Genomic DNA, 22711 nt, shown 5'->3' with positions numbered 1-22711 from the left:
GATTACTTACCTAGCGCATCAGAACGCGGTCGAATTCGGAAACTTTCAACCCACAGGCCATCGCCTCGAATAACCAATGAAACCCTTCTGATTTTCATGGCGATTGTCAGATCCATAGTTCCGCGTGATTTACCGTCAATATTTACGCGATAAGGGAGATACACTACCCACTCGTAATAACCTTTGTTGCCAAGCAGGTTAGAGCGCATTTCCGCCATGCCTGTTGTAGCGAACATTGTTCCTTGTCGTTCTCTTGTCAAATAGTCAGTGAGCCCAACTTTTTTGAGGCTTTTGCCGAAGGCGCTGATCCCGCCATCCGACAAGCACAGAGCGTTATTCTTCAGCGATGCGTCCCATTCTTCTACATAGGAAAGGCGGTACATGCTTTGCACGCACTTGGTTGCCCATTCAAGAATTTGTTTGTGCTCATAGATCGGCTCGCTGAGAAGCGGTAGATCACGAATCCGCCCATCAATGGTCTCGCCAAGTAATTTGGTCGGTGGCTGGTACGCGTACTGAACAGCATTTCCACCCATGGAAAACCCGAGAAACACCAGCAATGTTGCGATGATTCGATTCTTGACTGTCTTGTCTTCCCGTGCCGAAAGGCCGGCTTCAATCGTGGCTAGCAAGCCATTCATGTCCAGCAACTTTTCTAATGCGGCCGAGATGCGTGACTGCTCAGATGCCGAATTTTGCCGAGCCGTATCTTTGGCCTGTTCATTCGTATTTGCCACGTACTTTTCCTTGGTTCGAGTCGCGCTGCCGACTCCAGATTTTCGTATCCTAGCAGGATTCGTTAACTGCGTGTAGTATCATTAAACGATGTCACCACTGACAACGCAATTCCAAATTTTCTTCTAGGGCGCCCATTCGCAGCGGGCTCTCTGCCTTTTTGATCATTGCAAGTAGGAGTCATGAATGCCCCATATGTCACAGGGTAAAAAGTACGCGATCATTGCTGCTGCTTTGTTCGTATGCGTAGCCGCAGGTGCTGCCACAACGCGCATTTGGCAGAAGGCGCCAGAGCCTGTTCAAGCCGATTCAGCAGTGGTCGTCGAGACACCATCGTTGAAAGCGGACACCTCGCTCATCACGCGCCTGATCCCGTCTTCGGAAATCCGGAGCGTCGAAAAGCTTGATATGGGTATGGGCACCTGGATGTGGGAGGTGGACATGCTGGCTGATAAGGCGAACCCTAAAACGTCCGGCTTTGTGTATCTCTCTGCCGATGGCACCAAGATCCTCAATGGCCCATTGATGGATAAGCGAAGCCGGATTATGTCGCTGCCCGAGGGTAGCGCCGCTGCGGCGTCTGCTTCCCATGACTCTGCCAACGACCCTGAGCCGGCAGATGAAGGCTCGTCGAGTCCTCAGCAGAGCGCGGCGATTCAGCAGAGCGAATCACCTGGTGCCGAAGCCATTGCGAAGAAAGTGAAGCACGCGGCCGAACAGCGTGAGATGTTCCTGTCAGGAATCGAAAAACTGCCGTATTTCAGCACCACCAAAGGTAAGAACCCGGTTTACGTGTTGTTTGATCCACTCTGCTCTGCTTGCCAAAAGCTCTACAAGCAGCACAAGGCAATTGCTCAAGCCTATGACGCCGAATTCCGCTGGATTCCTATTTTCAATAATGAGCAGAGCTACCCGCTTTCTGCGCTGCTGCGGAAGACTTACGACAAAGATCCGGTACTGGGCAGTGAAATGCTCGACCAGATGCTTTCCAAAACCTGGAACGCTGAAGACCACTTCACTGATATCGCAGGCCTGACTGAAGGCGACTACGGGCTGGTCAAACCAGCTGCTGCGGTCTACTTGGCAATTACACGCGAAATGCCAGGGATCGGAACTCCGTTTGTGATGTTCCGGAACGCCAATGAACATGCTGAGGCGTTCGGTGGCGTTCCGTACTCCACTGATTGGGCTTTATTGAAGACGGCCAACTAATCGGCACACTGATGCCCGAGCAACACTGACTCACGCAACTCAAAAAAAGCCCCGATCTTGTCGGGGCTTTTTATTACATCCGCATTGACGGTCCAGACGGGATTGGTTGTCGCTCTTCTAACACTGGCGCCCGCGCGAGATGCACGGACACTCCTGCACTCGCCTCCAACCCAGAAGCGAACCGGCTTGAAAAGTCACCCCGTAGGAACTGACTGAAAATTGCTGTCGCCTTCTCTGATCCCAGCATTGCAGCGACCTCTACCACACCATCTGCAAAACCCTTGACCCGGTAGAATTCTGAAATTCGTTTTTCGCTCAGGTCTAGTTTGTCCGCCGCCCACAATTGAAATGCGTAAGCCTGCATTTCGGAATGGTTGTTCATCGCCGCTGCAACACATCCTTCCGATAGTCCCTCGGCGCGCATTGCGTCGATCACAATGGCGCTCAATGCACCTCTGGGAGCGAAAACCTCACGCATGGTGGATCGCTCTTCGGAAGTGAGCAGCGTCGCTTCACATGCGTGCCATGCCTCGTGATAGAACGTGTCACGATCCGCATGTGCATCATTGAGCGCCATGAGATTTATTGCTGCTTTGTACAGACCAGCTTTCCCCCCTGGCTCAGATATGAACATCAGCCGAGGCGCCGCTCTACTGAAAAGGCGATCCAGCTCGCTGAGCGCCAGGTCAACCAAATCCTGCGGAGGCAGTGGTGTTGCGCTTCTGTGCTCCGAATGCAGGATAGGAATTTCGATATCGCCGAGCAGTGGATGCGAAACTTTGCGAACCTCAAGCTCAATCGATTCAAGCAACGGTTCAACCCATTTACTGATCCGCTCCAGATGCTCAGGCGTCGGATATTGCCCGCCACCCTTCCCTGCTCTGACTAGGTAATCATTGCGGTAGCCCTGGTGCTCCATCTGATCGACAACCCACATCTCCATGGCGCGGGCGAACATCTCTGCCGGCTCTGCCCAATACTCGCCCATCTCGATTGAGCACTTCATCATTGCCGACAGGTCGGTGTAGTCCTCGATGTTGTTTACATCTCCACCTGGCTTTACATCACGCATGATCGCGACCTGAAGATCCCTGAATGCTTTTCGCACAGGCTCACGCAAAGATGACCCGGTGAGCGTTGGCAGCGGTCCTTTAATTTGCAATGCATAGCCAAAGTTGTTCAGCAGATCCGTTGGGCGGCCGGTATGGATGTGTCCGAAATGGTTGGCTACGGCGTGCCAGTACTCGTGGGCGAGTGAGCCGTCACCGGACAAGCGAGTAAGGTTCATTGCGTAGTTTACCGGCTCAAAGTGAGCAGCAAATGAGTTAGCACCGCCATGACCGCGTGAACCAATACACAACCCGAGCCTCCCACCCAAACTCAACGCCATGGGCTCCCAACCAACTAATTTGGCAAAGTCCATCATGGAGTCATAGGAAAGGTTCAGGTGTGCTTCGCGCTCCTTCTGGTTCGTCCAGTTCCCATATTCAACCCCGCTGAAGGCAAAGGTTTTTAGGAAGTCCTCTGTGACAACAGAAACGCCGTTCCGGTAGTCCTCGCCCTCGCGAACAACCTCCCCGCGCTGGACTCTGGATTTCGCAGCCGGTCGGGCTACTTTCTTTTCCTTCAAGTACTTAGCCCATGTCGCGCCGTTCAAAAGTCTGGTCATAGAAAGTGACCGCTGGGAAAAAGGTTCGAAGCCGCTCAGCGACATCCCTGATACGCCGCGAACCTTAAAGTCTTGCACCCGATAAGTTTCTTTCACCACATCTGCTTGGCAAATGCTTTTTGTTATTTGCTTGAATTCGTCATTCAGCAAAAGCTTGCGACTGGCGTAGTCTGCCGAACCTGGGTTTGCATCCTGCTGATCGCCTGACCGTATACGCCCCATCAAATTCGTAATTTCGTCACGCATCATCGACACAAGCTCAGTGAAGCTTCTCACGTGTTTGATCGCTGGTGATTTGGGGGCCTTAGGGAGCGCTTTCCAGAGGATATCGACTGCGATAGCTGTCTGGAGCAGCACACCTTCATCACGCATTTCTTCGAAGCTTTTGCGAGGCCAAATCAACTCGCGCTTCAGATACTTCTCTTTTTGTTCAGTGCTCATACGGCTGGCGTGATCGATCAGCGCATCACGACTGAATGCGCGGATATCTTTTCTTGCAAAGCCTGCCACTACTCCGGCGTCCTCATAAACCTGCCCAGCGTTAACGCGGTCTTTTTCTACGGCCGCTCGCTCGCCTGCCAATAGAGAACAGAGTGCAGGATCAGAAAATGAGATGGCATCCAGAGCAATGGTCGACCCCTTCATTCTGTGACGTTCTTTCACTTTAACAATTGCGGCACCGAGCGTTGCCTCACGACTTTCCGCCAACGATGAATCGCTCGCCGATACTGGATAGCGCCTTACGCTACGCGTCGAGCCAGTACTCAGACTTACAACAACCCCTTCGTTTCCACGAATTTCATCCGCGATGTAGGCAACTTGTCGTTTAAAAAACTCGGTGGAAAGCTGGTTGATTTTCCCTTTAAATCCGTTTCGTAGCTCGTTCTCAACCCACGCCCTTAGCTCATCAGGATCGGCAAGTTTGGTTGCCACAATCGCTGCGTAATAACGGCTGGTGAGCGGGAACGAATTCAGCTTTTTAGCAGCCACCTGCAACTCATCGTGCTGATCGCCTACCAACCTGTTCACGTCCAAGAAGTCGATAGCGGCGGTCATGGCCTGCTCCGCCATCTCGAAGCTTGGGAGCGGTTGCACTTCTACTGCCATGCTTGAAAAAAACGAAAGTCCTGGGATCGCCTCGGCCATTTCAAGATGGCGTGAACCCGGATACTGCATATACGCAACAGCAAGTGAATATTTCGCCTGCGTGCATTCAGCTATACCGACACCTGATCCGTGGAGCTTTCGAAGAACAGCATCCAGCGTCGTGATCGGCTGGGATATGTTCGTAATGCTCAAGGCTAGAGAGCTACGGGGGGTTATTTGGTTGTCGGTTGAAACAGGAATCATCAACAGTTCGATCGACGATGTATCGTCATTTCGTGCGGGCTCGGCTATGTGCTTTGCCAACAGATTACGCCCACTCACTGTGGCCAGGATGGAAGCAAGCTGATCAACCGTTATCGTGTCAGCGAATCCTGACGCTCCAAGCTCATTGAGTACATTGGTGACTCTGTAGCTGCTAATAAATTCAGACGGCATGGCGGGCGACGTTTCTGCGCTTAAACCGAGGGCAGTAGTCCCGCGTATAAAGCGCTGAACATTTTTTCGATGCTGCGCATCTAGCGCCTCAGCTATCACCCCGTAGTCAATGCGCTCAGCCTTGAGGACTGGAAGTCCGTCAATGCCATCATCTATCGAATAGAAGCCATCTCGATTGTAGTTCCCGAGGCTCATTTCTATGTTGCTTTCATCTTCAACGGAACTGAAGTGCCTGGACAAGCAGAACCCGACACCGGTGTTGCCGTAGTAGTGCTTTGAGAGCGAGTACAGGTCACTTTCTACACGCTCAAGCGCTTCAAAAATCTCAACGCCAAGTGGCCCGCTTTCTGGAAGAGCAAAAAGTTTCTGCTGGAGCTCTTCACGCCATCCTTCAGATGGAAATATTGCGTCAGCAAGGATTCGCTTAACCTCGTCCCCAGCCTCCTCCGTGTAGCCGGCAAGCGAGAAATAGCTCGGCACTTCATCGCGAGTCAGTTCCGGCGCCAACGCTTGCATCGCAGGCCTTTCAGGCTCGATGGCAGCGCCATAATCTGCCGAAGACACTTGCCAGTTTTGGCCAGCATCAAGGAACTGGATCTGCTGACGGCCAACCTTGCTGAGCGAGGCAATGGCCACACCTCCCACAAACCTTGGCCCCTCCTCGTAGACCCATGCATCCACGTCGGCCTGGCGCAACGTCATTGCCAATCGGCCCTTGTGGAACACGCCGTCATGATCGGCCCAGTGCACAGATTCACCGCTGCTGATTACGATTCCGCCGCGCACTTGAAGTTGCTCGGGTGTTACGCCCACCCAGCCCTTCAGTGCCGCATAATCCAAAGCTGCATCAAGCAGAGTGCCAAGCTTTTGCATTCTCGCGAACGCGAGTTCAGTGACGGCTAATGCCTCAGGGGTTTCATCCCCCTGCATGGCCGCCTCAACATGGCTCCATGCTGCTGAACGTGAGCCGACACCAAGCATGCTCAACTCGAACAGCACACCATCCAAGTTGTTTTGCCACAGACTTGCGATGGCATCCTGCACGGTGAGCGGAACGGGATTCTCGTTGAATTCCGCCTCGGTATTTAGGACGTCCTCTGGCTTAAAGGCCTTCAGCAAGATTGCTGGCGAAATGTACTCGTACTCCGAGGGGGCGGTAGCCCCCATTCGAAGCCATGCACGACTCCCCTTTTTAAACCCCAGTTCTTCCAGCCGATCACTCCAAGCTGCCGGCGCAGACTCGACCGCTGTAACCAGTCGGCCACGCACCAGAACGGGATTAAAAAGGGCTTCATTGTGAACGCCCCAAATAGATGGATATTCAGAGTCATGCATCACGGTTTACTCACATGCCAGGGCGAGGGCTGAGGCCCAACGCTTGCGATGCACGCTGAAAGAGCTTGTCGATTGCTGCGGCCAGTTGCTGCGCAATGTTGGTCAAGCGATCACTCAGCGAAACGCCGTTATGGTCAGTCATGGTTTCAAGCAACGATTTGTGCTTCTGCTGAACGTCGGTGATGCGCCGAGTAATCTCTGTGTCAATTTGGTCAGGAGACAAGCCTGCTGCCGCGCCGACTACAGCCGCCTCGGTCGCTTTGGTTGCGAGGTTGCCGACCGAGCCGAGCAATTCATTGAACATCCCTTTGTTTGTCGGGTTTTCAAAGAACTCTTTAACGAACTCGCTGCGCTGATCACCCTTCAAACCATCCAATCCCGCCGCAAGTCCATTGGCGTTCATCTTGCCCATCAACGAATCCATGTTTTGGGTGATCTGGTCAATTTGAGTTGAAAGCTTGCCGTACTGACGCTGGCGAAGTTGGTTGTTGATTGTGGAACCACCGGAATGGATCATTTTTGCCAACCCGGCGAGACCGGCACCACCAAGCATGCTCAGCCCCTGAATCAGGCCAACCCGGATTTGCTGATCTGGGTAATTCCCCGCTGGGCCTGCGGATTGCACTGCTTGGAGCCCATCCACCAATTCTGCCCCGTTTTTATCGCGTGCCAAAGACAGTTCGGCGTGCGCCCTTTTGCCGTCAAGAGAGGCCTCATTCTGCTCGGGAATTTCGCCGGCCGCCGCTGTCAGTTTTTCATCGTCAACAGCAGAAGATATCTGCGAATCTGCACCAGCGACAGGTGTGAACACCTCGCTTTCCGGTCGGAAATCGTCGTCAAAATCCAAGCCTGGATCAGCGGTTTGGTTATCGCTTGGCAGTGGCGGCGTGCCTGGAATGGTCGCTTCGACACCTTCAACGACAGGTGTTTCTTGCGATGGCGCGCTAATTTCACCATCTACACCGGCTTCCGGCGCTACTGGGGTGATTTTGGGTGAGCCAAGCGCCCCGAGTTCTGGGTCGCGGCCCGCTTCGGCTTCAAGCATGCCCAGATCTGGATCTGTATCAAAACCATCAAGCTCATCAAACAGCAAGTCGTCGCCTTGCCGCTCGGCGGTTAACCCTTCTTCCATTCTTATTTTTGAAAAGGCAATCTCCAGCAGTCCGGCGACATCCAGCTTATCAAGAGCGGGGTCATTCAGATCCAACCCCTCTCCCAGGCCTGACGATACAACCGCAGTATCTTCGAAAGCAGTGAAATTCAATGCCGGCGTTTCCGCTGCTGCCTCTGCAAGAACCGTGGTTTCTTTGACAGATTCAACGTGAGCGTGTGCTTCGTTCATTTATTCGTCCTTACCGAGTCTGTAAGCCAGTTGTGGATACTTCGCGACTTTCTTTCAGTGCCGACAAAATATTGCCTTGGCGCTGTAGGTCATTGGCAATGCCCTGCTGGTGAAGCATTTCTGCCATTTCCAACATGATTTCTTTTTGAATCGCCTCTGGACTTGCCGCAGAGGACATTTGCTTTATCCACGTCGGCGACATCGCGCGGTAACTAGCGCCAAGTTTTTCCACTTGGTAGTTGGATAATTGACCGCTGCTCCAAAGCTTTTTGGTGTCATCGTCCATCCCCTCAGTCATGTAGCTGAGTTGATCTTTGAAGGGATCTGATTTGACGAACTGGATTCGGTTACTCTCGTCCTCATCCAGTACCGACTGAGCGCTGATCTGCCTGGCCATCAGCGCATAGGAACGAGCGAGGTTTTCGCGCTCACCTTGGGAACCCTTCTTCTTGATGCGCTGAATTTCCTCTTCCGGAGGAAGCTCAACTGGGAAAGGGTTTACGGTCGCGTCCTTGATTTTGCGGTGCTCAGCGATTGCCGAAGCCTCGTTCGGAATTGGAGCCCGCGACGTTAAAACCTCGGCCGGATCTGCATCTTCTTCGCCGAGAACATCGATAACTTTCTGCACTGAGTATTCTTTGCGGCTCTCGCCTGGCGGCAAGTTTGCGCCTCGGTAGTTGTTAGCCGAGGTTTTCGCTACCAGTGCTTGGCGAAGCTTGTTCGAGGCGCCAGTTGAACCTGAGCGCACACCAGCGGTGGCAGCCTGCGAGCACGCCAAGCGCGGCTTGGCGATTGTTGGATCCATCTTGTAGGCGTTCTGAATGCGTTGCTGAGTAACGCCGGCACCAGACGCTATTGCGGTATTGAATCCGCTGTTGGTCCGCAAGATGTAATCCATGCCGTTGAGCAGCGCCTCAGTTTGCAGGCGCAGGCCATCAAGATTGCTATGCGCGGCGTTATTAGTGGCCTCTTGGCAGTTGTAGCAATAGACAGGAATACCAGTAGCTGAGCTTTCCCCTGCAAGCGCAAGCAGCGCAGCTGTAACCGCACCTCGCAGCAAATTATTAGAGACCATTGAGTGAGTCCTTCAGACCATTTTTGATCTGGCTGTCTACACGCGGAGTTCGGTCACTTGCTGGGTTTGGTAGATATTTTGTTGCGTTGCCAACGCCTTCACGGGCGTACTCCATGGCTTTTTCTTTAGCCACCTGCTGCACTTGGTCGCTAACAACTTTGCTGAAGTCATAGCGTTCAACTTGTGTGCCGCCAGTTCCATCGGTTGTGCCGCCAATACCGACAGAAGCGATGCCCATTGGATCGCTGATGTTATATTGAAGTTTGCCAACGGTGCTGGCAATGAAGTCGTTCGCATACTTACAGGCCATATCACGAATTTTCGCCATTAGTCCACCCATAAGTGCGCCCAATGAAGGAATCCGCAATCTGATCAGCGTGTCCATGGTGTCGAGGATTGGAAGGCAGCTTGCGTCCTTTACCGTTGGGGCGCTTTCAATCATTTTCGCCATGGGCTTTGATAAATTATTTTCGTACTCATTGCGGGCCAACTCGTCCATTTTCTTACGGTTGGAAGTCATCATTTCATCGATATCGCATGCGCCATCGGTAGGAGCTGCATAAACCGGTTGATACGGAAAAGCCACACAGGCGACCAGCGCCAGCGCGACTAAAGATTTTTTCTTCATGCACGCGTTTCTCTGATAGTTCGGATTGCCTCGGCAATCGCATTTGTCCGATGGCCACCAAAAACGCGACCTAACAGCTCGCTTCGATGGATCACCATCACGCGCTCGAAAAACAGGTCCGCGTACACACCCGCTTCCCCGCCGACACGCCCGAGCGCCAATACAAATCGATTTACGAAATTCGGTGAGTTTCGATCCATTACCTCAAGCAGCCGAAAGAACCGGCTCGACTCAACCCAAGCCAACACCTGGGCAAGTTGTCCCGCCACGTATGGCTTGTGCATTTCCCTCACAGCGTCATCGTTTTCGCTCAACGCTATGAGGTGGTGCAAAATCTCAAGCAGTTCGTTATCACCCTTCTGCTGAAGCCAATTCTCCTGGCTGTCCATCCACGTCATTAACCTGGCCAGCTCAGCACTAAGCTCCCGCCAGCGTGTCGCCACCATTTCACTGTCCAGCAACTCACTCGTTTCGGACGCTATGCGCTGGCCCGCCATCTCACTCACCACGATCACCATAAAAGACTTTGACTAGGTATCATGATTTTATACCATAATGAAACAAGCTTTCCTAAACCGCATTCAGGAGACGCTCTCAGGGAATTGACTATGGCTAAATCACACGAAACCGAAGAAGTCACTCAGCCGGATGGCGCTGGTGTCGAGCAGAAACAGGCGCCGAACAAATCCGGAAAGATAATCGGTGCCGCGAAGTGGGTGCTTGCAGTCAACGCGTGGAAAAAACATGCGGGGAATTTGAAAAAACGCGCGTCCTTCCCACTGCTGCGGCAAGTGGTCAAGAACAGTTCCATGGCGAACAAAATCCTTATCCCAGTCGAAATCATCGACGACGTGTACGTCGCCAAGTCGATTCTGGGTCACCGGATAATCATGTGGTCCACCACCGCCGTGTTCTGCTATTTCCTGACGATATTGGCCAAAGGTTTGGCGGTCGCAATTAAATTTGGTGACCCATGGAACACATGGCTTCTGTCATCGATCCCCATGCTCCTGTTCACGAGCTTTCGTGCGATATACAGCTACAAGGTGCTTGGTGCCTTTGTTGCCGAGCGGAACCTGCGTTTGAGTAAATTGAATGATTTGCCTCAGGAGAGCGCAGTCCATGAAGCTGCATAACACCTATCTTCTGAAGACGGTTGCAGCGGCTGCGGGTATGGCCTTACTCCTGCATTCCGGCCTGTCGTTCGCCGCCGACACATACACCATTGAGCCACTGAACGGACAATCGAACGCCGGATACGACTTTGGGCAAAAAATCATCAATTGGGTTGCCTACGGATCTGAGACCGGATCGCACGGCGAGAAGTCGCTCATGTCCGTTCTATCGGCGACTCTGAACACAATTGCTCTATTCATGATGGCTTTCTTGGCAATGTTTGGTGGGCTGAACTACATCATCCAGACCGCCAACAAAGGCGTGCCTGGTGGTCAGGTCATATCCTCCTTCTGGATGCCGCTGCGCATTAGTGTGGCCACCATTTTAATGGTGCCGCTGACGTCTGGATTTTCTGCTTTGCAGTACGGCGTTACCTCCGTAGCCGAAACCGGAAACAAACACGCCAACATTCTTATGGAGAAAGGACTCAACTACATTTACGACTACGGCGTTTACAGACCAATTTCTTTGGTCAACGGCGACGACATCGTTTTCAGTTGGATTGGGTCCGAGGTCTGCAAGCAATACATCAATGCCTACACCGGCTCGAACACAATCCAGTTTCAGACAGCCTCATCGGGGGATGTGATCAAAGGGTTCGAGACCAAATTCCAATACGCCTATGTTGAGTCAAACAGCTCGGCTCGCGCCGCCAATCCGCGCTCAAATTATTGCGGCAGCATCACCATCGCCAGTCCTGGCAAAGGTAAAATTCCGGATTCAACCGGTCCATTCAACATTTCGGGGCGCAATGCGGTATCTACCGATATGGCTACGCAAGCGCAAAGCCAACTGATTTCGGTGATCACCGGACTGCAACCGGCTGTAGCCGCTATTGCGGGCAAAATTTTAGCGGATCAGTCGGCCTTACAATCCATGCAGTCCAACGGGTCAGGTGCTCAATCCTCTTTCGAAAACGCTCTGAAAGAAGTTAGGGGAAATGTTCCTGGCTTGGTCGGAGAAATCAATAGCGTTATCGCGTCATACAACGATGGACGCCAACGAATTGTTGCTCAGGCAGTGAGCAACGCAAACACTGCGGGTACTGACGGGGCCGACTGGAAAACACAAACCATTGATGGAGGATGGCCATTGTTGGGCACCATTTTCTGGAAGGTGAGCATCAATCAAGCCCAGATCAACAGCCTCGCTCAGCTCATGCTGGCCACCACTACAGACCCGCAGATTGACAATGAATGGGCTCAAGATGAGCGGCTTCAGGAAATCTCTCAGCGGCTACTTGCAGCGAAAAAAGCATACGGAGGAAGCGGCTCCAGCGTTCTGCAAAACTCCACATCAGTGGATGCACCGATACCATCGCTGTCAGCTATTGCCCTGTCCGGCGCTGAAGGCGCCGATATGTTCGACTCTATGAAAATGGCCTTGTACTCTGGATTATCCTGGGTCACTCGATCAGCGCTACAGCGCAACTCTCCTGACGACCTAATAGTGAATATCCAGTACATGGGTTCGGCAATTGGTACAGCAGCTGAAGTCATGTACTTGGTCAAGGGCACAACCTTGACAGGCATCCAAGCTGCCGCAAGTGCTGCCGAGCAAGCAGGGGAAATCGCTACAACGTCCAACTTTTGGACAATGGTTTTTCCTGTTGGACTTGGCGTCAGAGCAGTTGGCGCTGGCGGGTCGATCACGAAAGACATTCTGTCAGCGCTTAGCCAATTTTTGCTTCCAATGGTTGATAGCATTCTAACCATTTTGATTGGGATCGGATTTGTTGCCGGCGTGGTTCTGCCAACTATTCCCCTGAGCATTTGGTTCATGGGGGTCATATCGTGGACGCTGTTTTACATCGAATGCCTTTTGGTTTCACCCTTCTGGCTCGCTGCGCACGGCACCGCTGAAAAAGAAGGCTGGGGCACGGAACATACTCGTCAGGGCTACATGCTGATGATTGGCCTATACCTGAACCCAATTTTGCGCGTAACCGGGTTTTTCGCCATTTTCATTGCACTCAAACCTGTGGCATACCTTGTTGCCTGGTTCTTTGACTACGTTCATGGGGTACTTGAGTCTGGATTTGTCTTCTTGTTTAGCTCGGTGGGTGGCGTGGTCGTCTGCGTCATGTTCGGCTACTCAGGCATCGTTCGTGTCTTTGGCTTGCCTTCTGAATTGTTCGAGCGCGGATTGCGCTGGATCAACGGTGGCAGCGAAGTAACAGGTGACGGGCATAGTGAAGAGAAGGTGCGTAGCAACTTCATGGCCTTCGTTAGCAAGGCCGAGCACACCGGCCAGCGGATGTCGCAGGGCAGCACCTCTCCTGCAAACCCCGGAAAAAATCAGGGTGACACGTCAAAGGGGGGCAAACCATCCGGCGCATGACTTAGAAATCGTAGACAAAAAAAACCAGCCTCATCGGCTGGTTTTTTATTGGTGAGTAGCTTGGCGGGATTGACACTCGTCACTGCAACAGCGGAACAGCGATACCGCACGCCGCCAGCAAGAGGAATCCGAACATGAAGTACCCGGAAGCGGCGTTATAACCAGTGGTGCGCAGCTTATGGAACCAAGTGCCAGGCTCAGGTTCAACAAACACCAGACCATCACGGAATGCAGTATCCAGCCACCCTTTCATCATCCCACCTGCCATTACCTGGTAGACCAACACCGAACCCACCGCGAAGACCAGACCAGTAAAGCCAGCCTTCACAACGCGCATGGCGAAGTCTGCCACTCCGTAGTCCATTGCCAGAAGACCAACCAGCCCCGAAACCGACGAATAGAACTTCCCAGCGTTCCAGGGCAGTACATACGCCCACTCCAGCATCACTACTCCGGCGACAGCACCTGCCAGGACCATAGGGAACGATTCGCGTGCATACGAGTAGCCCGAAAGGCGGCCGGCAACTACCGAGTTGCGCATGGCAGCGACAGCGCGAGGACCGAAAGCCAGCAGACCAACTACACCCACCAGCAAGCAACCAACACCGCTTTTAACTGAGTGAAAGCCAAACGCGAAGAAGGCCATCACAACAAACCACACGACCACTTTCCACATTGGCCACACCTCGGTGAACCAGCTACCGGTAGTGGCACGGCTGTAGTAGAACTTGAATTTACGACCAGCACCCTGACCTTTTGCGGCCACGCCCATTGCACCGTAACGCTGAGCAAGCAACATCAGAGTTTTGGCTTCCGCACCCAGACCACCAGCGATCCACGGCACACTCACCGAACCATATGGGTTAGCAAGCACCTGGCCCGCAGCAGCGTCAACCAGATCGTTGCATGGCAGGTAGCGCGAACTGCCAGTTTTTTGTACTTTTCCGTTAGCCATCTCCAATCCCTCCAGCAAGAAATTCACCTGATTCTATAGTGCACCATAAGCCATCGCCCGTCAATAGTTTACGAGTAAAATACTTATATATTTTTGCTGGTGCGGATATATGGGTGTTATCCTTACCCACTCCAGACCCCCAAGGACTCCACATGGCAAACAAGGTTGGAAGACCAGCTGTTCCTGGCATAAACGTAACCTTTAGATTCCCCCCCCATCTGTTTGACCTGATTCACTCAGGAGCCGACATCCAAGCCAGTCAACGATCCCGCGCACACCCTAAGGGACATCATTTCTCCCAAAGTTACGGCCTGTGGCTACGGTCACTGATTGACTTCGGATACAAGAATCGGAAAGACATTCCTGCCGACCTGGTGCGAGCGGCAATGGTCGACGTGACAAGCCAGCAAGAAGACACCCTAAAGAAGCTGTCGATGATTTTGATGGAAGAGCAGAGGGTGAAGTTGCGCAAATACGAATGCGCCTGCCAGGCACTCAATTGGTCGCTTGACCTTCATAGAAACGCCGCCGTGAACCTGATGGTCAAATTGCACGCCACCGCCTTCAATGAAACACTACGAGAAAGCTCTCCCCTTGCACACTCGCAGCGCGAGTCCTGATTTCCAGTCATAAAAAAACGGGGCTAAGCCCCGTTCAGTCTACTGTCCCCATCGCCGTCATCGCATTCCCGCCCATCCTTCTTTTCGGTCGGGTAGGAACTTCGCTTTGCACCTCACTTCGTTGCGTCTCAAGTGATTGCATTGCACTTTCTATGATCATTTCCGCCGTTGGTAACTGTAGAGCCGGCACAACCGGATCAGGAGCAGCGCGAGGCTGCTCTTGATCAAGTGTTGCCGCAGCCTGCATGTAGCTTTGCAGTTGCACAACTGAGCCTTGCGGTTGTTCTTCCTGCACAGCCAATGGTCGCGGTTGGACCTGGGCACTCCCAGCTTGTGGCGCGTCTGAGCTTTGTTCCTCTCTCTGCATCTGATTCAGCAAAGCTCGCATTACGAACTTGTTCAGGCTTCCTTCTGACTTGAGCTGCTCGATCAACTCAGACAGACGCACCACGTCGGTCCGGTTCTCGATGTCTACTGCGGTTGCACGCAGAATCACCTGACTCCGGACTTTCATGAAAATTGCAGAGTTGAGCGGTTTACGTCCTGCCATTGCCATTGTCAGCCTCTTCTTTCAGTCGGGCGAATCAGTTGGTTTCCAATTGCGCGACCATGTACTTGAGAACGCCGCGAGCGTTGGCAAACTCATCTCCAATCGTTGCAAAGTTCACCACCTTCTGAAGTGCGTCTTTAAACACTACTGCCCCGCCGCCGACGAAATGGATCGCTTCGTAGTCGCCGATTTTTCCTGCTTTCGCCTCTACATACGAAACAATCCGCTGGGCAACCTGGCCAACAATGGCTTGCAGTTCAGCAACCAAATCGAGTTCGCGGCCGCCGCTTCGGTGCCGACCTGTTTCGAGGATTTTGGTAACTGCACGACTCGACAGAACCGATTCATGACCACCAGCACCGAATTTTTTCTGGTACACCAGATTGATCATCTCTTTCACATCGAGAACGCCATGCTTCTCGGTGCCCGAGTGTGCATGGTCAATCATCATGTTGCCGTCGACCATGCGGATACACACCATATCCGTCGTCGATCCGCCGATGTCGACGATCAGAATGCTTCCATCGTTCTCTTCAAGGGATTCGTAGCAAGGCAAGACGCTGCCTGTCTCATCCAGCCCCCAGTCATAAAACGCACTAAGCGCTTCTGGAAACACATGCGCAGATGCAACAACGACCTTCTGCATATCTTTTTCAGTAGTCACGTTGTTTTGATTGAAGTTCTCAACGGCCCTCGCGTGGAACTCTTTGTTGTAAGAGCCGTCAGCACTGAAGTAATCGCTGAATGGAAGCGTCACACCGAGCTTGACGGTCTTGCCAGCCAATCCGGCCTTAACCATCGTGTGGTGGACCAATACTCGGTTAGGTTCGACAAATGGGTAATTGGCGTTACGCAGATTCAATGGCTGCGTCACTGCACCGCTGCACGTGTAAGTGTTGAGTACCTGACTGTCCGCGCCTACTACGTGGTAAACGCCCTCCCTATCACCGGACACACTGGTCAGGGTGCTGCCGCCAACCTGGATGCTGGTAGGAACCTTGATGCACTCAATTTTCCCCTCCGGAGTGAAGTACGCCAATTTGTGATCGGCATAGCCGTTGTCGTCTGCTGCCAAAATTACTTGTTGGAGTTTTTTCATAAGTGCACCTTTCCTTAAATTTTCAGTATTTCGCCAAGCGTGCGAGCTTGCGGCGTGTGTGTTTTGTTCTGTACGAGCCGGCGAAATACCGGCGAAGTCTTTTCAGTGTGTAGCTAACGGTCCACCCCTTACGCTCAAGAAGGACCAACGCTAGAACTACCCAAAAGCAAATTTTTACCGTGATCCAGAACGGTGCTACGGGCAGAACCATGAAGGGCACCAGAACGCTTGTATGAGCCTCAAAAATCTTGATGCTGATGCGAGATTGTTTGCTGGCAAAAGCCGTGTTGACGCTCTCTCCCTTCTCCGTCTTCAAGATCATGCAAAACGCCCCGACCCAAGCTCTTGCTCGATGGAATCAATGGCGCGCTGAGGAATGCTTCCCGCTTCATAGAGAGATTGGGCCGATTTCAAAAGTGAAATGCCGTATTGCTCCGTCATGGATTTTAAAAATGAAGGGAGGCTGTCAACCGGCATACGGCTTGCCTCGTCTCGCATGTCGTTGGTCACCGCGAGTGCAGATCGTGCGGCCACTCGACCAAAGCCACTAGTTGTTGGAAGCAGGCGTTGATGGACAATCAGCCTTGTGTTTTCCATCAATGAGTTCGTCATCCTCACACGGTCATCTGAGCCGAAAGCATCGACCATTCTCGGAATAGTCATATGCACGCTCGAAACGTGACTTGTCGTGTAGGTAGGGTGAGATGACATCGCCGATAGAACGGCACCTTCAATCGTCTCTCGATCACGTGCCTCACCAAGCACGGTTGCATGCGGGTGACGTCGCAACATGTTTCGAATCGCATCCGCATAGCTTATGAGGTGTGCACCGCGCCCTGGCCTGCCGACTTCGGACTGAATTACTTGACCTACGCGACCTGGGATGTCGCGCAGATCATTTTCAATCGGCGAGTTGAAAGTGATTACTCGCTTGGCCGGCAGAGAGGTGAGCACTTGTCGAATCACTGAATCCAGCAACGTGGTTTTGCCAGAGCCCGTAGGACCGGTGATGATCACGATTCCAGCAGAAGGCATGCAGTGATCAATAATGTATTGCTCGATGCCGAGTTCAATTAATGAGGGAATAGGTTTGCCCACGGGACGAAAGATAATTTCCAACCCGTTACCGCCGTCGACAAGACAACCGGTAGCTGCACAGCGGAATCTGATGCGTTTGTTCCTATCAACCCTTACTGAGTAGTTGAAATCGATAGGTTCGGCACGGGCTACGTCCATTGGCGCGTTGGGGTCATTCACGAGCTTTACCAACAGATCGGTAAGCTCAGTGAATTGCAACAGGCGCCCTGGCATACCGTGAATCGCATCTGCCCACATGACACTGACAGGCTCACCGTTTGTCAGGATCAAGTCCTCGCATTTGTTTTCAACGCAATAAAGAAGCAGCTGGTCGAGATAGTCCATGTCGATGCGAACCGGCAATTCGAACGCCGGTGGCTCAAGCTTTTTGGAAGAAACCAGAGATGCAACGATGCCGGTTTTATCTGGGCTGACAGTCAGCGCGTCCATACCGGCTCCCACGTTTTGACTTCGGTGAAGTTGCCCAGCTGACCAATGCCGATGATCTGTTCACCGACATTCATAGTTCGTCCACGGAAGGTGACTTGTGAATTCACTACCTTCAAATCCGCAGGCGTAAACATGTTGCGGTTCTCAAGGGTGATGTACTCATATCGTCCCTCGACTGCCCTTACGAGCTGGCTGAGCCGATCCGAGTAGTTTGCGTTTGCCTGATAGACGCCCGCATTCCAACCGTTCAGAAGCGCCTTTTTCCAAGCGGCGACTTCAGCGTCGTTTTTTGGGTACAACGTTTCATGTGGCAGGTCCGGCTTTTCGTAACGCTGGTACAGGTAGTCACGCCAAGTCGGGACGGAAGAAATCACCTGAGCTTCTTCCTGGATGGTGACCCCCGCCTTCACCACTCGGACCTCATCACCTTCTTTCGAGTACTGGTTACGGACCTCGATAACGGAAGGGATCAGCAAATGGCCGTCACGAACGAACTGCGCCATGTTGTAGGTCACGTTCATTTTCCGCTCTACAGCATCCAAATAGTCCATGAGCATGTCGTAGCGGTAGGCAAGGCCAGACTGCGCGCCCACCCGCAGACCCTCTTGGCTGATTGCATCGGTGCGAAGTTGGCTTGCCTCATCAGCGTTAAGCTCCTTCTGGTCCCTCCCCTTCAGTTCGGAAATCGGGCGCAGCTCAGCTGGCACCTCGACCTGCGAAGAAGGCATTTCTGCAACGGGAAAATCTATCATCGGTCTCACCGTATAGAATTATTAAACCTTGTTAACGCTGCCAGTATGACACCCCTGTACACCGACAACAAAAAACAGGGTGCGTGGTACAATACCACGATACCTTGCATTATAGTGCCACACAAATTGTGTGCAGCCAAGAATCCCTTGCTACTCGGCCGCCCCTCGTTCAGCGCTCCAGTTCCCCCGCTTCATTCACGCGCCTGGTACTCGTGCGCAAGGCTTCTCAGCATCCGCCGCGCGCTTGGGTTTGCTTCAATTCGCAAGTTTTCGTCGCCGCGCGCGTCTGTGAAGCCCTCCAATAAATGTGGCACACATTTAAATTGGCTCTATTTACGTGCCACACAAATGAAAATCCCCTGCATATCCGTGGCACATAAATAGGTAAATCTATATTTGTGTGCCACAACAAACACAAAAACCGTTATTTGTGTGCCACAACAATCAAATTTTTGGCATTTCTGTGGCATAACAATTCGAAAATGGGCTATTTCAATGCCACATAATTAACGGCAGCCAATTTATGTGGCATACAAATAGGTTGGGTCTTGTTCATATGCAGTCGGAACGCGCGATTCTTCAATTTGCCGGCCCTGGCAATCCGGCACTCAATGTCCCGCCACCCCCAAGTCCTATCGCACACCTTTTTCCTTGTGCCCCGTTTTGAGTTCGAACCCCCTCTTCTGCATTCATTCCGCCTTCCGCGCCTACACGCCCAGCCCCTCCTTTGCTGACTGCTTTGGCAGTGTTTTTTCATATGCGTACCCACACAGGGATTTTATTCGTACCTATGCTGGGACGAATTGCGTATCTAGGGTAGGATTTACATCGTACCCAGGGTGGGACGCGCTTTGAAAATGTCCGCAATGTATTACGCTGTTGGTTTTTAAGGTGGTACAGAGATTTATGTTTCTCCCTCTGGTCTCAGGTCTTTTTTTAGGTTTTTTTGCTTTGTTTTCTGTTTTTGATCCGGCGTTAACCACCAACCTCAGGCGTTAACCATGTCCATCAGTAACGACATTCAGATCCGCGCAATCGGTATCCTCAAAAGTTACCGTTCTGAACAAGTTTCCCCGTCAACGAGTCATTCCCTGCCCGTTAACGCCCCCCTTCCTCACGCAGACGATTCCCTTAGCCATTCCGCTAACCTGGATCTTTCCGTCGACGTGTCAGACTTCGTTCGCTGGCTGGATAACCGCGTCACCGTGAAGGGGCTTGGTGAGTCGACAGCGCGTTGCTATCGCAAATGGGTATCCGCACACCTTGAGAGCCTTGGACACACATCCACCGCTGAACTTAGGGAGTGGATCCCCCCGAACAAACGTGCACGCATAGCTGCCGCTGCCGAGGTAGATCCCGACAACGTGTTGCAGAACGACGTGGACGATTCCAAATTGTTTGTGTCGTCAACGAGTACAAACCAGCGTTACCTCTCCTTCATCAGCGAGAGCGTGCTGGAACTCGTTAAAGCGGACCTTATGCCGCCAGCGCGCACGAAACACGAAGACGAAAACCCTTCCCGTAACCGGATAGCGAGCACTGAAACCGCGATGTGGTTTATGTGTACGTTGTGGACTGGTTTGCGCCCGCGTGAGTGGCCGTATGCGCGTTACCTGGAAGAACACTTTGACCCGGATACCGCGTTAACGCAGAAGCAAGTGCTCGAAGTCCGCACGCTGAAGCAAGCCGGCAGGCGCGAGGACAATCCGTTGAAGGAAAAACGCTACCTTGTTCTCGAAAACTGGCCCGATAACCAGATTGCCGCGCTGAAGATGTTTCTGGAGATGGTTTACAAGCATGAAGACGCTGGCGAGTTCGATAGCTTCTACGAACGACGCCGTAAGCTCTTGCAGCGGTCGTGGCGTCGAATCGTCAAAGCTCACTCCGCTGACATAGAGCACATTGGCGTTGAGCTTTCGGTTGAGAATAAGGCCAAGCTCAAGGCCATCGCCAAAACCACAAGTAGCCCCGTCGTGTTCGATGGCAACGCCCTCACCTTCTACACGGCGCGGCATGCTTTTGCGGAAGAGGCGCGCCGATCCGGCCAGTTCAGTCGATTTGAGATTGCAGCGGTGCTCGGGCATTCGATGATCACGAACCAGAGCTACTACGGACCACGCAAAGAAAGCCTGGATCGCGAACATAGCTTCACATTGCCGAAGGCTTGGCCTGGTGATGCTGATGCTATTGAGATGTGGGATAACACTGCGAATCCGTTGCGCGGCAAGTTCATGAACCGCGAAGACCTCTCACAGTCGATTCTGGACGTAGAGAGCCGAAACCGTGAGCGTGATACCAAAGATGGCGTGGCGGGCTTCTTTCAGGGCCAGTAGGGGCTCAGTGAGCCTCAATGGAAGTTGCGTAGCTACTTCCATTGAGGCTTCAAAATCCGCATACTGTGGATCTGCTTCAGGCACCCTCCCAGCGGTGCATTAAAAATGGATTGTACAATCCACTCCTGCAAGATAATCCCCATCGCTTTTGGTTCGTACTGCGTATAGCAGTTCATGAACAGTGCCACGCCTCCCCCCCAGAACGCTCTTTCCTCCGTTGCCGGATAAAGCGTTTTCAACGCCACCGGGTAAAGCGCTTTGAGCGTTGACGATGTACAGCATTGCCCCGCTACCGGGTAAAGGCTTTCCCCGTGAACATATAAAGCGCTTTTGGCGCTACCGTGTAGAGCGCTGTGTAACGCTACCGTCCAGGGCGCTCTTGCTCCGTTGAACGGGGGTCGCTGTTACTCGTTGGCGGTACAGCGCATTTACTCGCTACCGGTACAAACCAGTTATTCCGCTACCGTTGAACAGCGCTTTACTCGCGAGCGTGTACAGCCCTACCTGGCGCGAGCGTAAAAAGGCTTTTTGGCGAAAACGTCGCACCGCTTCTTCGTGAACGTGGAAGCAAGCGCCGCGTGGGGGGCTGCCAGATTTGTGACTTTGCGCTGTTGCTGTTCTGAGTAGGTGGTGTAAGGCAGGCAATATGCCCTGCCCTGCCGTCTGAGATGTTGCAGGCATGGGCATTGATGCCATGTACCTGCCAGGATGATGTACGAGCCCCATCGGGGCGAGTTCGATTCTTTCAGGAAGGCTGTGCTGGTATGTGGCGCCGGCCAGCGGGCCGGCGCCACTTAGACAAAATCGGGTCTAAAATCCAAAAGTTCCAGCCTGGAATTTTTGGATTATGGATTCGGATGAATCATGTTTGGCATTTTGGTGCCTACATCAGGTGTTCAGAATGATGTGCGGCAGGCGCATGCCCGTAAATCGAGCACGAGCGCAGCGAGTGCGAGACGTCAGATTTTGCGCCGACAAGGCCTCATTCAGAATCCAGCGCGGCCCGACAATCAATCAGGAGGGAGTGCACTTGGACATTCTTGATTTGATGATGGGGAAGACTCCTATACCCAATCGCGAGCACAGCTTTCTGATCAGCAAGTCCAAGCACCTGTATCTCACAAGAGATGGACTGATCAAACATCAGAAAAAGGAAATAGATCCACGGGTGCCGGGTGCCAAAACACTCTTGGAGCGATTGGTAATTGTCGATGTAGATACGGGCGTTGCTTATTGCGAGATGCAGCCTGCCGATGAGCCACCAGATATCGTTGGCTTCCTTGCACGCGCCTGGTCGATTAAGCCCAACCATCCCATGCGAGGGTTTCCTCAACGGCTCAATGTGCCAAAGAAGCTAATGGAAGATCCTGCGTATCGCCGTGATCTTTGGATGCTTTCGGCGTGGGGAGAGTTTGAATTGTGGTCAATACCGTCGGGGTTTGGTCCGGGTATCTATGCCGTGAAGAAATTCGAAACCGTATTGAGGGGGCTACCGAGGCGCGACTGCCCCCTGAGCTTGGACTTGGTGATTAGGTTGTCGGCATTAATCAGTCGACAGGCTTCATCAAAGTTATCCTGGCGCTTCGATAAACTTTGGGAATCGGTCAAAGGACCAGAGTCAGCTTTTAGTGAAATGATCGATCAGCTTTACGAGCCGCCAGATGGATGGCGGATCAATGAATATGCTGAAGTTCTCAACGGCGTCGAAGGGATAGAGGACTTGGACAGCCCCATGTTTCAAGTCGATTACCTGTAGCTGCCATAGAGGGTTACAGCACTCACGCGACTTGGCCAGTGAACCGGTAACGGTAGCAGTGCGGC

Annotated in this window: 18 protein-coding genes; 6 read left to right on the top strand and 12 right to left on the bottom strand. The window is 52.6% G+C overall.

Going from position 1 to position 22711, the window contains the following annotated elements; genetic code table 11:
* Window positions 1-2 precede the first annotated feature (2 nt).
* Window positions 3-737, bottom strand: a complete 735-nt coding sequence (locus tag K0F88_RS20445; protein ID WP_219096313.1) for a DotI/IcmL family type IV secretion protein — start codon at window positions 735-737, stop codon at window positions 3-5.
* A 184-nt stretch (window positions 738-921) separates the two neighbouring features.
* Between K0F88_RS20445 and K0F88_RS20440 the strand changes: the two genes are divergently transcribed.
* Window positions 922-1947 carry a DsbA family protein gene (locus K0F88_RS20440; protein ID WP_219096312.1) on the top strand — a complete coding sequence of 342 codons (1026 nt, stop codon included), beginning with the start codon at window positions 922-924 and terminating at the stop codon, window positions 1945-1947.
* Between the two features lie 73 nt (window positions 1948-2020).
* On the opposite strand, the gene K0F88_RS20435 is transcribed toward K0F88_RS20440, so the two are convergent.
* Genes K0F88_RS20435 through K0F88_RS20415 form a run of 5 tightly spaced genes read right to left on the bottom strand, consistent with a single transcriptional unit; the run spans window position 2021 to window position 10044 of the window.
* A complete protein-coding gene (locus tag K0F88_RS20435) occupies window positions 2021-6493 on the bottom strand; it encodes an LPD1 domain-containing protein (RefSeq protein ID WP_219096311.1) in 4473 nt (1490 codons plus the stop codon).
* 10 nt (window positions 6494-6503) lie between these two features.
* Window positions 6504-7835 carry a hypothetical protein gene (locus K0F88_RS20430; RefSeq protein ID WP_219096310.1) on the bottom strand — a complete coding sequence of 444 codons (1332 nt, stop codon included), beginning with the start codon at window positions 7833-7835 and terminating at the stop codon, window positions 6504-6506.
* A gap of 10 nt (window positions 7836-7845) precedes the next feature.
* The gene (locus tag K0F88_RS20425) at window positions 7846-8910 is read right to left on the bottom strand and encodes a hypothetical protein (RefSeq protein ID WP_219096309.1); all 1065 of its coding nucleotides are present in this window, start codon (window positions 8908-8910) and stop codon (window positions 7846-7848) included.
* Window positions 8900-9538 (bottom strand): hypothetical protein, encoded by a 639-nt coding sequence (locus tag K0F88_RS20420; protein WP_219096308.1) that lies wholly within the window; start codon window positions 9536-9538, stop codon window positions 8900-8902. The genes K0F88_RS20425 and K0F88_RS20420 overlap by 11 nt, the downstream gene beginning before the upstream one ends.
* Window positions 9535-10044: a hypothetical protein gene (locus K0F88_RS20415; protein ID WP_219096307.1), complete on the bottom strand. Its 510-nt coding sequence runs from the start codon at window positions 10042-10044 to the stop codon at window positions 9535-9537. The genes K0F88_RS20420 and K0F88_RS20415 overlap by 4 nt, the downstream gene beginning before the upstream one ends.
* A 102-nt stretch (window positions 10045-10146) precedes the next feature.
* Here K0F88_RS20415 and K0F88_RS20410 point away from each other — a divergent pair, with 102 nt between their 5' ends.
* Together K0F88_RS20410 and K0F88_RS20405 are read left to right on the top strand one after the other, a co-directional pair.
* Window positions 10147-10674, top strand: coding sequence for a hypothetical protein (locus K0F88_RS20410; RefSeq protein WP_219096306.1), 528 nt, complete (start codon window positions 10147-10149; stop codon window positions 10672-10674).
* Window positions 10661-13054: a DotA/TraY family protein gene (locus K0F88_RS20405; RefSeq protein WP_219096305.1), complete on the top strand. Its 2394-nt coding sequence runs from the start codon at window positions 10661-10663 to the stop codon at window positions 13052-13054. The genes K0F88_RS20410 and K0F88_RS20405 overlap by 14 nt, the downstream gene beginning before the upstream one ends.
* A 79-nt stretch (window positions 13055-13133) precedes the next feature.
* Here the strand turns inward: K0F88_RS20405 and K0F88_RS20400 are convergent, their stop codons facing one another.
* Entirely contained in the window at window positions 13134-14009 is an 876-nt protein-coding gene (locus K0F88_RS20400) for a hypothetical protein (RefSeq protein ID WP_219096304.1), read from the bottom strand.
* 152 nt (window positions 14010-14161) lie between these two features.
* On the opposite strand from K0F88_RS20400, the gene K0F88_RS20395 reads away from it, so the two are divergent.
* Window positions 14162-14629, top strand: a complete 468-nt coding sequence (locus K0F88_RS20395; RefSeq protein WP_219096303.1) for a hypothetical protein — start codon at window positions 14162-14164, stop codon at window positions 14627-14629.
* Window positions 14630-14663: 34 nt separating this feature from the next.
* Here the strand turns inward: K0F88_RS20395 and K0F88_RS20390 are convergent, their stop codons facing one another.
* From K0F88_RS20390 to K0F88_RS20370, 5 genes are all read right to left on the bottom strand, one after another.
* Window positions 14664-15185 carry a hypothetical protein gene (locus tag K0F88_RS20390; protein ID WP_219096302.1) on the bottom strand — a complete coding sequence of 174 codons (522 nt, stop codon included), beginning with the start codon at window positions 15183-15185 and terminating at the stop codon, window positions 14664-14666.
* Window positions 15186-15213: 28 nt separating this feature from the next.
* Window positions 15214-16278: a ParM/StbA family protein gene (gene parM, locus K0F88_RS20385; RefSeq protein ID WP_219096301.1), complete on the bottom strand. Its 1065-nt coding sequence runs from the start codon at window positions 16276-16278 to the stop codon at window positions 15214-15216.
* A 22-nt stretch (window positions 16279-16300) separates the two neighbouring features.
* Window positions 16301-16600: a hypothetical protein gene (locus K0F88_RS20380; protein ID WP_219096300.1), complete on the bottom strand. Its 300-nt coding sequence runs from the start codon at window positions 16598-16600 to the stop codon at window positions 16301-16303.
* On the bottom strand, window positions 16597-17313 hold the full coding sequence (locus K0F88_RS33015; RefSeq protein ID WP_374039729.1) for an ATPase, T2SS/T4P/T4SS family: 717 nt from the start codon (window positions 17311-17313) through the stop codon (window positions 16597-16599). The genes K0F88_RS20380 and K0F88_RS33015 overlap by 4 nt, the downstream gene beginning before the upstream one ends.
* A 479-nt stretch (window positions 17314-17792) precedes the next feature.
* Window positions 17793-18557: a type IV secretory system conjugative DNA transfer family protein gene (locus tag K0F88_RS20370; protein WP_219096298.1), complete on the bottom strand. Its 765-nt coding sequence runs from the start codon at window positions 18555-18557 to the stop codon at window positions 17793-17795.
* Window positions 18558-19558: 1001 nt separating this feature from the next.
* Here K0F88_RS20370 and K0F88_RS20365 point away from each other — a divergent pair.
* Together K0F88_RS20365 and K0F88_RS20360 are read left to right on the top strand one after the other, a co-directional pair.
* Window positions 19559-20890, top strand: coding sequence for a hypothetical protein (locus tag K0F88_RS20365; RefSeq protein WP_219096297.1), 1332 nt, complete (start codon window positions 19559-19561; stop codon window positions 20888-20890).
* A gap of 1030 nt (window positions 20891-21920) precedes the next feature.
* The gene (locus K0F88_RS20360; protein ID WP_219096296.1) at window positions 21921-22646 is read left to right on the top strand and encodes a hypothetical protein; all 726 of its coding nucleotides are present in this window, start codon (window positions 21921-21923) and stop codon (window positions 22644-22646) included.
* The last annotated feature ends 65 nt before the right edge of the window (window positions 22647-22711 follow it).

Origin of the sequence: Pseudomonas sp. UMAB-40, assembly GCF_900095275.1 — a bacterium.
GTDB lineage: Bacteria > Pseudomonadota > Gammaproteobacteria > Pseudomonadales > Pseudomonadaceae > Aquipseudomonas > Aquipseudomonas mandelii_B.
Note: the sequence above shows the minus strand (reverse complement) of the source record. Positions and strands in the feature narration are given on the sequence as shown.